This window comes from Arthrobacter crystallopoietes (assembly GCF_017603825.1).
Taxonomy (GTDB): Bacteria; Actinomycetota; Actinomycetes; order Actinomycetales; family Micrococcaceae; genus Crystallibacter; species Crystallibacter crystallopoietes_B.
Map to the genome: position 1 here is coordinate 1181519 of NZ_CP072014.1, position 13723 is coordinate 1195241.

10 protein-coding genes are annotated in these 13723 nt (G+C 67.5%); 8 read left to right on the forward strand and 2 right to left on the reverse strand.

Going from position 1 to position 13723, the window contains the following annotated elements; genetic code table 11:
• Positions 1 to 63 precede the first annotated feature (63 nt).
• Entirely contained in the window at positions 64 to 1380 is a 1317-nt protein-coding gene (gene aceA / locus J5251_RS05530) for an isocitrate lyase (RefSeq protein ID WP_208575431.1), read from the reverse strand.
• 131 nt (positions 1381 to 1511) lie between these two features.
• Between aceA and J5251_RS05535 the strand changes: the two genes are divergently transcribed.
• The 8 genes from J5251_RS05535 (at position 1512) to J5251_RS05570 (ending at position 12330) form a co-directional block, all read left to right on the forward strand.
• Entirely contained in the window at positions 1512 to 3029 is a 1518-nt protein-coding gene (locus J5251_RS05535; protein WP_139003991.1) for a helix-turn-helix transcriptional regulator, read from the forward strand.
• A gap of 138 nt (positions 3030 to 3167) precedes the next feature.
• On the forward strand, positions 3168 to 4061 hold the full coding sequence (locus J5251_RS05540) for a universal stress protein (RefSeq protein ID WP_208575432.1): 894 nt from the start codon (positions 3168 to 3170) through the stop codon (positions 4059 to 4061).
• Positions 4054 to 5595, forward strand: coding sequence for a PLP-dependent aminotransferase family protein (locus tag J5251_RS05545; protein WP_240792929.1), 1542 nt, complete (start codon positions 4054 to 4056; stop codon positions 5593 to 5595). The genes J5251_RS05540 and J5251_RS05545 overlap by 8 nt, the downstream gene beginning before the upstream one ends.
• A gap of 171 nt (positions 5596 to 5766) precedes the next feature.
• Positions 5767 to 6948, forward strand: coding sequence for an alanine racemase (gene alr / locus J5251_RS05550; protein WP_139003994.1), 1182 nt, complete (start codon positions 5767 to 5769; stop codon positions 6946 to 6948).
• 134 nt (positions 6949 to 7082) lie between these two features.
• Complete coding sequence (locus tag J5251_RS05555; RefSeq protein ID WP_139003995.1) at positions 7083 to 8453, forward strand: aspartate aminotransferase family protein; 1371 nt, start codon at positions 7083 to 7085, stop codon at positions 8451 to 8453.
• Positions 8454 to 8503: 50 nt separating this feature from the next.
• Positions 8504 to 9556 carry a phosphate acetyltransferase gene (gene pta, locus J5251_RS05560; RefSeq protein WP_139003996.1) on the forward strand — a complete coding sequence of 351 codons (1053 nt, stop codon included), beginning with the start codon at positions 8504 to 8506 and terminating at the stop codon, positions 9554 to 9556.
• Between the two features lie 43 nt (positions 9557 to 9599).
• Entirely contained in the window at positions 9600 to 11177 is a 1578-nt protein-coding gene (locus J5251_RS05565) for an APC family permease (protein WP_139003997.1), read from the forward strand.
• 76 nt (positions 11178 to 11253) lie between these two features.
• Positions 11254 to 12330 (forward strand): YeiH family protein, encoded by a 1077-nt coding sequence (locus J5251_RS05570; protein WP_139003998.1) that lies wholly within the window; start codon positions 11254 to 11256, stop codon positions 12328 to 12330.
• An 83-nt stretch (positions 12331 to 12413) separates the two neighbouring features.
• Here the strand turns inward: J5251_RS05570 and J5251_RS05575 are convergent, their stop codons facing one another.
• Positions 12414 to 13679 (reverse strand): alpha-hydroxy acid oxidase, encoded by a 1266-nt coding sequence (locus J5251_RS05575; protein ID WP_139003999.1) that lies wholly within the window; start codon positions 13677 to 13679, stop codon positions 12414 to 12416.
• Positions 13680 to 13723 lie beyond the last annotated feature (44 nt).

The following is a 13723-nucleotide window of genomic DNA, read 5'->3' on the forward strand; positions in this document are numbered from 1 at the left end:
GGGGGACAACGACGGCGGTGCAAGCCTTGGCGGCGCACCGCACCGCCGTCGTCGTCGAAATTTTTAGTGGAACTGGCCTTCTTCGGTGGAACCCACCAAAGCCAGGGTGCTGCCATTGGGGTTGAGGGCAGTTGCGATCTGGTCGAAGTAGCCGGTGCCTACTTCGCGCTGGTGCTTGGTTGCGGTGTAGCCGCGGTCTTCTGCACCGAATTCCTTTTCCTGCAGCTCGACGTAGGCGCTCATGCCGTCACGGGCGTAACCGTGGGCCAGATCGAACATCGAGTAGTTCAGGGCGTGGAAACCGGCAAGCGTGATGAACTGGAAGGTGAAGCCCATGGCGCCGAGTTCGCGCTGGAACTTGGCAATGGTGGCGTCGTCCAGGTGCTTCTTCCAGTTGAAGGACGGGGAGCAGTTGTAGGAGAGCATCTGGTCCGGGAACTCCGCCTTGACGGACTCGGCGAACTTGCGGGCCAGCTCCAGGTCCGGCGTTCCGGTCTCCATCCAGATGAGGTCGGAGTACGGGGCGTAGGCCTTGGCGCGGGCGATGCAGGGCTCGATGCCGTTGCGGACCTTGTAGAAGCCTTCCGGGGTGCGCTCGCCGGTGATGAACTCGCGGTCGCGCTCGTCCACGTCCGAGGTGATCAGCGTGGCGGCTTCGGCGTCCGTCCGGGCGATGATGACGCTCGGCGTGCCGGCGACGTCGGCGGCCAGGCGGGCCGCGTTCAGCGTGCGGATGTGCTGCGCCGTCGGGATGAGGACCTTGCCGCCGAGGTGGCCGCACTTCTTCTCCGAGGCGAGCTGGTCTTCCCAGTGCACGCCGGAGGCGCCGGAGGAAATCATCGACTTCATTAGCTCGTAGGCGTTCAGCGGGCCGCCGAAGCCGGCTTCCGCGTCGGCCACAATCGGGACCAGCCAGTCCTCAACGCTCTGGATGCCCTCGGAGTATTCGATCTGGTCGGCGCGCAGCAGCGCGTTGTTGATCCGGCGGACAACCTGCGGCACCGAGTTCGCCGGGTACAGGCTCTGGTCCGGGTAGGTGTGGCCGGAAAGGTTGGCGTCGGCGGCGACCTGCCAGCCGGAAAGGTAGATGGCGCGCAGCCCGGCCTTGACCTGCTGCACAGCCTGGTTTCCGGTCAGGGCGCCCAGGGCGTTGGTGTACTGCCCGGTCTTGGCTTCCTCGGTCAGCTGCTTCCACAGCTTCTCGGAACCGCGCTTGGCCAGCGTGTGCTCTTCCTGCACACGGCCACGGAGGCGGACGACATCCGCTGCGGAATAGTCACGTGTGATGCCCTCCCAGCGGGGATTGGCGGACCACTCGAGCTCCAGTGCCTTGGCTGCTTCTTCAGCTGTCTGCGGTGCCGGCTCAAATGATGCTGTCATTGCGCTTCTCCTTGGTTTCCCCGACGTCCCTGCCGGGTGACTTCAGTTACGGCTCGAATGCCGAACTTCTTCGTGAAAACGACTATTCCGTACCTTGCAAGGGGTTTTCTAGACCAAAATACTGGAAAGATTTGCATTTCTTCGCGTATCCTCAAGAAATGACTTCTACCAGCTGGCACCGCCCCGCGAAGGCCTCTGTTGAGCCAACCAACGACGGCGACATCGACCTGATCAGCCTCGGTCGCCGTGTCCGCCACTTGCGTAAGTCGCAAGGCAAGACGCTTGACGACCTCGGCGCCGCCGTCGGCACCGCCCCGTCGCAGCTGTCGCTGATCGAGAACGGCAAGCGCGAGCCCAAACTCGGTATGCTGCAGTCGCTCGCCAAGGCCCTCGAAGTCAGCATGGACCAACTGCTCGGCACCGAACCGCCCAGCCGCCGCGCTGCCCTGGAAATCGAGCTGGAACGTGCCCAGCGCGGGCCGCTCTACCAGTCGCTCGGCCTGCCCAAAGTCCGCATCAGCTCAAGGCTGCCCATGGACGTGCTCGAGTCGCTCCTGGGCCTGCAAAGCGAGCTGGAGCGCCGGCTCAACGAACAGCTCGCAACGCCGGAGGAAGCCCGCCGCGCCAACGCCGAGCTGCGGAAGAAAATGCGCGAGCAGAACAACTACTTCCCCGAGATTGAGCAGGAAGCCGAGCGGGTGCTCAAGGCCGTGGGCCACACCACCGGCCCGCTGTCCCACCACCTCGTGGCAGACATCGCGGCCCATCTGGGCTTCAGCCTGCACGACGTGTCCGACCTGCCGCATTCGACCCGTTCGGTGACGGATTTGAAGAACATGCGGATCTACCTGACGCAGTCGCAGCGTTCCGAGCACAGCACCCGGTCCATCCTCCTGCAGGCCCTGGGCCACTATGTGCTCGGCCACGAGACGCCGGAAAGTTATGCGGAATTTCTCCGGCAGCGTGTAGCGACCAACTATTTTGCGGCGTCGCTGATGATGCCGGAGAAGGCCACGGTGGACTTCCTGCAGCAGGCCAAAAACGCCAAGGAACTGGCCGTGGAGGACATCCGGGACGCGTTCGCCGTTTCCTATGAAACCGCTGCGCACCGCTTCACCAACCTCGCCACCGAGCATCTGGGCATTTCGGTCCATTTTCAGAAGGTCCATGAAAGCGGCATCATCCACAAGGCTTATGAGAACGACGGCGTGAACTTCCCCTCGGATCACATTGGCGCGATTGAGGGGCAGAGCATCTGCCGCTACTGGACTTCGCGCGCGGTGTTCGAGGTGCCGGATCAGTTCAGTGCGTACAACCAGTACACGGACACGTCGGTAGGAACGTTCTGGTGCACCGCCCGCACCGAGCGGTCCGCCGCCGGCAAGTTCTCGCTGAGCATCGGGGTGCCCTACGTCCACGTGAAGTGGTTCCGCGGCCGGGACACCACGGAGCGCTCCACCTCCACCTGCCCGGACGAGCAGTGCTGCCGCCGCCCACCGAAGTCGCTGCGGGAGCAGTGGGCCGGCCATGCCTGGCCCAGCGCCCGTGCCCAAACCCACCTGCTCGCCGCCATGCCCCAGGGCGCGTTCCCCGGCGTGGACGAGACGGAAGTGTATTCCTTCCTCGCCCAGCACTCGCCGGAGGACTGACGCCCGCCGTCGTTGGTTGCCGTGACGTACGTCATAATGGGTGCTGGTGTTTCCAACCCGGACCTCGGCTGGTAGTGATGGGCGGACACGAAGCAATGGTGCCGTCGCGCGCGGCCTGAGCCAATGGAGGCTGGATAGATGCGATACGTGGTCGGCTGTACCGAGGACGAACGCGGCCGCGAAGCCATTGCCTTGGCGCGTGCCCTGGCCCGGGCGCCCGGCGCAGAGCTCGATTTGGTGCATGTCCTCCCCGGCCCAGGGGGCCAGCTCCGGCTGGCGCAGGAGCGCGAATACCAGCAGTACCTTGCCGGACAGGCCGACGCCTGGCTGGACAAAGCGCTGGCGCTCGTGCCGCCGGACGTCACCGCGCGCAAGCACATCCGGACCGCGGATTCCTTCGCGGAGGGCCTGATCGAGGCGGCGGAGGAATTCGGCGCGAGGCTGATCGTGGTCGGTGCCGCGAGCAAGGGTCTGTTCAAGCGCTTCACGGTCGGGTCGGTGGCCAACGCGCTGCTGCACGCCTCCCACGTTCCGGTGGCGCTGGCTCCGTCCGGTTACCGGCCGCCCCGCGATATCACCAGGCTCACGTGCGCGCTCGGGACCCGGCCCGGTGCCGAGACCTTGCTAGACGTGGCGGTGGAGGCGGCGGCGATGCGCCACGTCCCGCTGCGGGTGATTTCGCTGGTGACGCTCGACGCCGGACATGGCCGTTCGGCGGCCGAGGTGGAGAGCTGGGCAAAGAGCCATGCAGAGATCACGCTGGCCAAAGCCGTGGAGGGCGTGGCCAAACGGACCCTGGTAACAGCCGCGGTGGCCAGCGGCGACTCGATCGAAGATGCCATCGAGCGGCTGGACTGGGACGAGAGCGAAGTGGTGGTGATCGGTTCCAGCAGGCTGGCGGCCCGCAGCAGGATTTTCCTGGGCACGACGGCGAACAAGATGCTGCGCGCTCTGCCGGTGCCGATGGTAGTGGTGCCCCGCGACCACGTCCGGCTGGATGAGGATCCCGGGCTGCCGGCCGACAGTGATTAGCGCCGGCGGCCGGGAGACGGACCGGCAGACGCAGGCGCAGGCACAGGTATTCGCGGTCGCGTCCGCCGTCGTGCGAACGCCGATCTCCATCAACGAAGACAGCACCGCGCCGCTCTACCGGCAGTTGCGCGAGGCGCTGGAGCACCAGATCATCAGCGGCGGCCTGAACCCGGAGCTGCCACTGCCCTCCTCGCGGGAGCTGGCGCGTGAACTGGGACTTTCGCGCAATACGGTCAATGCGGCGTACCAGGAACTGCAGGCGCAGGGCATCATCGAGCCGCACGCCCGCCGCGGCTTTTTCGTCAACCTGCAGATGCTGCAGGGCGCTGCTCCTGCCCATGGCGGCGCGGCTGCGCGCTCCGAGCAGGTGGACTGGTCGCGGCATTTGGGCCGCCGCTTGGATGCGGGGATGCCGGAGATCACGAAGGTGCGCGACTGGGTCTCCTATCCGTATCCGTTTGTGGCCGGCCAGGTGGACGAGAAGGACTTTCCGCGGCTCGGCTGGGCCAAGGCGCTGCGCGACGCATTGGATCCGCCGCACCTGCACTTCAGCCTGCGCGACGGCGTCGACGAGGACGATCCGCTGCTGGTCCGGATGCTTTGCCAGCAGGTCCTGCCCGCCCGCGGCATCGAAGCAGCTCCGGAGAATGTCCTGATCACCTCGGGGTCTCAGCAGGGGCTGGACCTGCTGGCCCACACAATCATGGAGCCCGGGACCGTCGTCGGGGTGGAGGATCCGGGCTACACGGACGCCCGGCACACCTTTGTCCGCGCCGGCGCCCAGCTGCGGCCGCTGCCGGTGGACGACGCCGGCCTGGTGCCTCCGGAGCGGCTGGACGGCATCGGACTGCTGTACCTGACGCCCAGCCACCACAGCCCCACCAACGTGACGCTGTCCGGCGCGCGCCGGCACCAGATCCTCGCCGACGCCCGTGCCGCCGATGCCCTGATCATCGAGGACGACTACGACAGCGAGTTCCGGTACCGCGGAAAACCGACGCCGGCGCTGAAGGCGCTGCCCAACAGCGAGCGGGTCATCTACCTTGGCTCCTTCACCAAGTTCCTCGCCCCGGGCCTGCGGCTGGGCTATCTGGTGGGCGACGCGGAGCTGGTGGCCGAGCTGCGGAACCAGCGCCGCTACCGGCTGCGGCATATCTCCGGACACCTGCAGCGGGCGATGGCCCTGCTCATCGAATCCGGCCAGTACCGCCGGACCATCCGACGACGGCGGACGCAGCTGCAGCGCAAATGGGCCGTCCTCACCGAGGCTCTCGACGAAGTGCTGCCGTGGAACGTCAACGCCCCGCCGGGCGGCGTGAGCGTGTGGCTCCGCGGTCCCGAGGGGCTCGACTGTGTCCAGCTCGCCGAAAAAGCCCTCGAAGCCGGCGTGGTGATCGAGCGCGGCGACGTGTTCTTCGCCGATCCGCTGGCCAACCGCGAATGCTTCCGGCTCGGCTTCGCCGCCATCGACATCGCCGACATCCGGCCGGGTGTCGAACGGCTCGGCAAGGTCATCGCCGAACTGACGGAGTGAAGCGAGCGGGCTCCCGCAGCGCTGGTACCTGAACAATGGGGCCGTACTGGCCCTGTCCGTGGCCGATCTCCGTGACCCACAGTGTTGATACCGGGTGCACCCCTGCGCGCCCGGCCCACCCTCAACCGACGCACTTATCCACCCGAACCTCCATCCCTAAAAGGAGCAGTCATGACGGAAACACTGGCCGGCCGGCCCCCTGCTGAAATCGCTTCGCCGCCGCACCCGCAGCGCGTCGCCATCATTGACCTGGATGCCATCAGCGAGAACGTCGCAACGCTGCGAGCGGTCGCCCGGTCCGGCGAGCTGATGACCGTGGTGAAGGCGGACGGGTACGCCCACGGCCTGGTGCCCGTGGCACAGGCGGCGTTGGCCGGCGGCGCCACCCGTTTGGGAACGGCCGTGCTCGAAGAGGCCTTCGCCCTGCGTGACGCCGGCGTCACCGCGCCGGTCTTTTCGTGGCTTGCCTCACCCGGGACGGACTATGCTGCGGCCATCCGGCAAGACATCGAACTGGCGGCCTACGGCACGGACCAGCTGGCCGAGATCGTCCGAGGAGCCGAGGCAGCAGGCACGCCCGCCGTCGTTCATCTGAAGGCGGATACCGGGATGTGGCGCGGCGGTGCCGCCCCGACGGACTGGCCGGAGCTGGTGGCGGCCGCCCGAAGAGCGGAAACGGACGGGCTGGTCCGGGTGGTGGGGCTCTGGTCCCATCTGGCCTGTGCCGACGAGCCCGGACATCCGTCCCTCACAGCCCAGCTGAGCGTCTTCGAGGAGGCCGCCGAGATTGCCCGTGCTGCCGGCCTCCGCCCGACACTGCGGCATATCGCCAATTCGGCAGCGACGCTGGCCCTGCCCGAGAGCCATTTCGACATGGTCCGGCCCGGCATCGCGACCTACGGCATCAATCCGATTCCCGTGGAACATCGCGCGGGCATGCCGCGCCTGCGGCCGGCGATGACCCTGGCCGGAGCGATCGTCCAGACCAAGCGGGCCCCGGCCGGCTCCGGCGTCTCCTACGGCCACACCGAGGTCCTGCAACAGGAAACCACCCTCGCCGTCGTGCCCTTGGGTTACGCCGACGGCGTTTTCCGCAGCGCCAGCGGGACCGGTCAGGTGCAGGTGGGCGGCGGGCGGTACCGCGTCACCGGGCGCGTCTGCATGGACCAGTTCATCATCGACGTCGGCGATGACCCGGTTACCGCGGGGGACCGGGTGATCCTGTTCGGCCCGGGCGACGACGGCGAGCCGACCGCCGATGACTGGGCTGACGCGGCCGGAACCATTCCGTACGAGGTGCTGACCCGCATCGCGGCGCGGGTGCCGCGCGTCTACCGCGGATCTGGTACCTAAAAAGTCATCCCATTCTGGGTCTTTGGTGGGTCCTGGCAATAGTCCAGAGTGATACACACCACACCATGATCCGGTCATGGTGGTCCGATCAGCCCAGTGCTGACGCCTGAAAAAGAATTCGACTGGAGGGTCCCGTGACTAACTCAGAGAACCGCACGCTTGCCCAGCGGCACCTGTTTCCGCACTTCACCACCGGTAAGGTCTGGCGGGACCCTAACCTGCCCATCATCGTCAGCGGCGAGGGGTGCTACCTCATTGACGAGGACGGCAACCGCTTCCTGGATGGCCTGGCCGGGCTGTTCTGCGTGAACATGGGCCACGGCCGCACCGACATCCCCGCTGCCGCCACCAAGCAGATGTCCAAGCTGGCCTACTGGACCAACTGGGGCTCCGCCCACCCGGCAGCCGTCGAGGCCGCGACCACCATCGCCAGCCTGGCTCCGGGCGACCTGGACGTGACGTTCTTCGTCAACTCCGGTTCCGAGGCCGTAGAGTCCGCGATCAAGTTTGCCCGCCAGTACCACCGCAGCCAGGGCCAGCCCGAGCGGACCAAGATCATCGCCCGCAACATGGCCTACCACGGCACCACCCTGGGCGCGCTCGCCGTCACCGGCATCCCTGCCTACAAGGAACCGTTCGGCGACCTCATGCCCGGCGTGCGGCACGTGCCCAACACGCTCGGCGAGACCATCCCCGAGGGCGGAACGGCGGCGGACCTGCCCAGCATCCAGGCCATCCTGCAGGTCATCGAGGAAGAGGGCGCGGATACCATCGCCGCCCTGTTCGCCGAGCCGGTGCAGAACTCCCGCGGCGCACTGGTCCCGCCGCCGGGCTACTGGCAGGAACTGCGCGCCATCTGCGACCGCTTCGGCATCCTGCTGGTCGCCGACGAGGTCATCTGCGGCTTCGGCCGCTTGGGCGAGTGGTTCGGCAGCACAAAGTACGACGTCGTTCCGGACTTGCTGACCTTCGCCAAGGGTTCCACCTCCGGCTACGCCCCGCTGGGCGGAGTCCTGATCCGCACCCCGCTGGCCAACGCGCTGCTGGATTCCCCGGCCGCCGGCATCTTCACCCATGGCGCCACCTGGGGCGGGCACCCGGTATCGACGGCGGTGGCGGTGGCGAACCTCGGCGCCCTGCAGGAAGAGAACATCCCGGGCAACGTGCGCAGCCTCGAACCGTACTTCCAAGCCGGGCTTAACCAGATCCGCGACGCGCACCGCAGCGTGCTGGAGTGGCGCGGCACCGGCTTCTTCTACGCCATCGAGCTCACCGGCGACCGCGAGAGCGAACGCACCCTGACGCCCGAGCAGTCCAAGGAGCTACTCGGCAGCGTGATGCCCAAGGCCATGCGCGAGGTCAACCTCATCACCCGACCGGACAACCGCGGCGCCACCATGCTGGTGCTCTCGCCGCCACTGGTCGCGGACCAGGCCGTGCTCGATGACCTGCTGGCCAAGGTGGACCACGTCATGTCCGCCACGGACAAGCATCTGGGGCTCTAGGCAATGAAGCAGCTCATCAGGTCCGGACCGGCGGCGGGGCGGTGCCCGGGATGACCACGCAGATGGCCGGCACCCAGCTTGACGGCATCCAACTGGCGGACAGCCAGCTGCAGGCCGGCTGGTGCGCCCGGCTCGCGGGAGACCGGAACCGGGTGGTGCTGGCGGACGGGCGGGACGAACGCGTCCTCGCCGCTGCCGCCGAGCTTGCGGGCCTGGGCATCGTGACCGTGCTGGTCGACGAGCCAGCCGAAATCCGCCGCTCTGCCGCAGCCGCCGGCGTGAAGCTGCCTGCCGACGTCGTAATCCTGGCCCCGGAGCAGGTGCGCCGCTCCGGGGCGGGGGAACTGCTCGCCGAGCGCGCGGCCGGACGCAAACCCGGAACGGCCGAGGGTTGGCTGGCGGATCCGCTGTATCTGTCCATGGCGGCGCTGGCCGCGGGCGGCGCCGATGCCTGCGTGGCCGGCGCCAGCAGGCCCACCGCCGACGTACTACGCGCGGCGTTGCGCGTGGTCGGCACGGCGGAGGGGTCGGACTGCGTGAGCAGCAGCTTCCTGATGCATCTGCAGGACGGCCGGACGTTCGGCTACGGCGACTGCGCCGTTCTGCCGGAGCCCGACGCCGGGCAGCTCGCCGAGGTGGCGGTCGCCACCAGCCGCACGTTCGCGGCCCTCACCGGCGAGGAGCCGCAGGTGGCCATGCTGTCCTTCAGCACCATGGGCAGCGCCGACCATGCGAGCGTGTCCCGGGTCCGCGAGGCCACCGCCATCGTGCGGGAGCGGGAGCCGGGGCTTGCCGTCGACGGCGAACTGCAGTTCGACGCCGCCCTGCTCGAATCGGTCGCCCGCAGCAAGGCGCCGGACTCCGGCGTCGCCGGGCACGCCAACGTTTTCATCTTTCCCAATCTCGCCGCGGGCAACATCGGCTACAAGATCACCCAGCGGCTCGGCGGAGCGGCGGCCTACGGGCCGATCCTGCAGGGGCTCGCCCTGCCCGTCAACGATCTCTCCCGCGGCTGCACCGCGGCCGACGTCGTGAATGTAGCGATCATCAGCGTTTTGCAATCCCAAACCAGCGTCACCAGGCTCGGTCCCTCCGGACTGTAGCCCGCACGGGCAGAGAACTCTGCCCCTGGAGAATGAGGTTTACATGAAAGCAACAACTGAGACCGGCAACGTGGCCGGCCGCGGAGCTTCGGCCGGTCCGGCGGCAACCCCCGGCCCCGACCAGCCCGAGCGGCTGGCCAAAACCCTCAAGCCCAGCTGGGTCTGGGCCATCGCCCTCGGCTCGGCCGTTGGCTGGGGCGCGTTCATCCTGCCCACCGACTGGATCGCCGCGGCGGGACCGGTGGGCGCCATGAGCGGCTTCCTGATCGGCGGCGGGCTGATGGTGCTGATCGCCGTCAGCTACGGCTTCCTGATCCGCAGCTTCCCCGTCTCGGGCGGCGAGCTGGCGTTCGCGCTGGTTGGCTTCGGCCGGACCCACGCCTTTTTCTGCGGCTGGTTCCTGACCCTGGGCTACACCTGCATCGTGGCGCTGAACGCTTCGGCGCTGGCGCTGCTGTTCCGGAAACTGCTGCCGGGCGTGGTCCAGCAGGGCTACCTCTACACCATCGCCGGCTTCGACGTATACATCGTGGAAGTGCTTATCTCGATCACCGCGCTGGCGGTCTTCGCCTACCTGAATATCCGCGGTACGGCCCTGTCCGGCCGGGTCCAGTTCATCGCCTGTGTGATCATGCTGATCGCCGTCGGCTGCATCCTGGCCGCCGTGCTGATCCACCCCAGCAGCCTGGTCAGCAACGCCGCGCCCGCCTTCCCCGAGGGCGTCTCGCCGCTGACCGCGATCCTGGCCATCGTCGCCATTGCCCCCTGGGCCTACATCGGCTTCGACAACGTGCCGCAGGCCGCCGAGGAGTTCGACTTCCCGCCGAGCAAGGCCATGAAGTTGATTGTGCTGGCGCTGCTCGCCGCGGCCCTGCTGTACGCGGCCATGATTGCCGCCGTCGCTGTTGCCGAGCCGTGGGAAGCGCTCGTTTCGGGCCAGTCGGCCTGGGGTACGGCCGACGCGGTGACTGGTCTGCTGGGCGGCGGCGGCATGCTGCTGCTGGCCATCGGCATCACCATGGGCGTGACCACCGGCCTGAACGGTTTCTACGTCTCCGCCAGCCGCATCCTGCTGGCCATGGGCCGGGCCCAGATGGTCCCGCAGGTCTTCGCCAAGCTGCATCCGAAGCACAAGACGCCGTATGTGGGCATCCTGTTTGTCGGCGCCTTCTGCCTGGTGACCCCGTGGTTCGGCCGGGCCGCGCTGGAATGGGTGGTCAACATGTCCGCCGTCGGCGTCACCGTGGCCTACCTGTACACCTGCCTGTGCGCCTTCAAGCTCTTCCGCAGCTCCGGCTCGGCACCCCGTCCGGGGGACTTGGAAGGCACACGTTCGACGACGAAGAAGGTGCTCAGCATGGTCGGCGCCGTCATCTCGGTGTCCTTCATGGCGCTGCTGCTGATGCCCGGCTCGCCCGCCATGCTCGGTCCGGAGTCCATGACGGCTCTGCTGATCTGGATCGTGGTGGGGGTGGTCTTCTTCCTGCTGCGGCGCAAGCACAACAGGACGCTGACCAACGAGCAGGTGGATCTGCTGGTGCTGGGCAAGCCCCGGCCGGAAGGATTCGCCATCAAGGACAAGAACGCGCAGCGGGCCCAGGGCGACGCCACATCGGTCTAGCCAACGCTGCCAGGCCGGTGCGCCGCGGGGATGCCCCGCGGCGCACCGGCCGCCATGAACGGAAAGGAAAACGACTATGGTGAACACCGTGACACAGACGGTAAAGGGCGGCCCGGCCGGGAAGCAATCGCGGCTGCGCAGGCTGGCGGCCTGGCTGCGGCGCGACTGGCCCGGCCTCGCTGCCTGCGCCGTTGCCGTACCGGCGGCGTTCGCCCTGCACCTGCTGATGCCGGCCGTGCCGGTGATGACCCTGGCCGTGATCATGGGCGTGCTGGCAGCCAACATCCCCGGGATCTCCCGCCTCACGATAGGTCCGTGGCGGAAAGGGCTGGATTTTGCCGGCAAGCGCCTGATGCGTGCCGGAATTGTCCTGCTGGGCCTGAAGCTCAGTGTGGTGGACGTGCTGGAACTGGGCTGGGCCACGTTCGCGGTGATTGTCGCCGTCGTGCTGCTGGCCTTCGGCGGTACGTACCTGCTGGGCAAGGCGTTCCGGCTGCCGGGCGACCAGCCGCTGCTGATCGCCACCGGCTTCTCCATCTGCGGCGCCTCCGCCATCGGCGCGATGAGCGCGGTGCGCCAGTCCAAACAGCAGGACACCGTCATCCCGGTGGCGCTGGTGACCCTGTGCGGCACGCTGGCCATCGCGGTGCTGCCGCTGCTCATGCAGCCGCTCGGCTTGGGCCCGCTGGCCTTCGGCCAGTGGGTGGGTGCTTCAGTGCACGACGTCGGCCAGGTGGTTGCCACCGCGCAGACCGCGGGAACCGCCGCGCTCGCCGTCGCCATCGTCATCAAGCTGACCCGCGTGCTGACACTGGCGCCCATGGTGGCCGTCACCGGGATCATCAGCCACCGCGGCCGGAAGGGACAGGCAGGCGCGGAGCACCTGAAGCTGCCGCCGATCGTGCCGGCCTTCATCCTCGGGTTCGTCGCGCTGGTGGCCGTGCGCTCCCTGCTGCCCGTGCCCGAGGGCGTGCTGGAGGCGGCGACCATTGTCCAGGACGTGCTGCTGGCCGCCGCGCTCTTCGGGCTGGGCTCGGCCGTGCGCATGCGCGAACTGTTCAGTTCCCGCGGCAGCGCCGTGCTGATGGCGCTGTGTTCCTGGGCGCTGATCGCAGGCCTGGCCTACGGCGGGATCCTGCTGCTGCAGTTGTAGTCGGGTATTCGGACGCCAGACGTGGATAAGCCGGTGTCCCCTCGCCGAATGGCAAAGGAACACCGGCTGCGGTCTCCTGTCAGCTACGGCGCCAGGCTCTCAGCGACGGCTACACTTGCTTCCGGCATTGGGATAAGCCGACTTAGCTGTGTGACGTGGCGTGGTTCAAGTTCTTCAAGTGAGGAGACACCGAGCAAGCTCATCGTGCGTTCTATTTCACTGCGAAGGATCTCGATCATACGGTCGACGCCGTCGCGGCCGCCGGCCATCAGGCCGTAGAGGTAGGCGCGGCCGACCAATGTGAATTTCGCGCCGAGTGCCACGGCGGCGACGATGTCCGCGCCGTTTGTGATGCCGGTGTCGATCATGACGGTCGCGTCCCGGCCGACCTCGCGCACCACTTTAGGTAGCAGATGGAATGGCACGGGGGCGCGGTCGAGCTGGCGGCCGCCGTGGTTGGAGAGCACAATGCCGTCGACGCCGAGCTCGATCAGCTTGACCGCGTCCGGCACATTCTGCACGCCCTTGACGACGAGCTTGCCCGGCCACATCGCGCGGATCATCTCGAGGTCTTCGTACGAGATCGTCGGATCCATTGCGGAGTTCAGCAGGTCCCCCACGGTGCCGCCGGTCGAGGACAGCGAGGCGAATTCGAGCTTGGGTGTGGTCAGGAAGTCGATCCACCACCAGGGGCGCGGGATCGCGTTCAGGACGGTACTGGCCGTGAGCTGCGGCGGGATGGAGAAGCCGTTCCGCTTGTCGCGCATCCGGTGCCCGGCGACGGGAGTGTCGACCGTGAACATGAGGGTGTCGAATCCGGCCCGCGCGGCGCGTTCCACCAGACCGTACGAGATCTCCCGTTCCCGCATCACATAGAGCTGGAACCAGTTGCGGCCGCCGGGGTTTGTGGCCTTGACCTGCTCGATCGATGTGGTGCCAAGAGTGGAGAGCGTAAACGGGATGCCCGCGGCTCCGGCGGCGCCGGCTCCAGCCACTTCGCCTTCGGTCTGCATGAGGCGGGTGAATCCTGTGGGAGCGATGCCGAACGGCAAGGCGGAGAGTCCGCCGAGCACCGTGGTCGAGGTGTCGACGTGCTGTGCGGGCCGGAGGATGTCGGGGTGGAACTCGATGTCCTCGAAGGCCTGGCGGGCACGCTGTATCGAAATCTCACCCTCGGCGCCGCCGTCGGTGTAATCGAAGGCTGCCGCCGGAGTGCGCCGCTTGGCAATACGCCGCAGGTCATCGACGGTGAGCGCTGCCTCGAGCCGGCGCTTTTTGCCGTTCAGCTCGGGCTTCTTGAACTGCATTAGCTCAAAGAGTTCGGCGGGTTTGGGAAGCTGGCGGTTCATACTACTGATCCTCTCTGGAAACGGCTCGATCCGAAACGGAACTG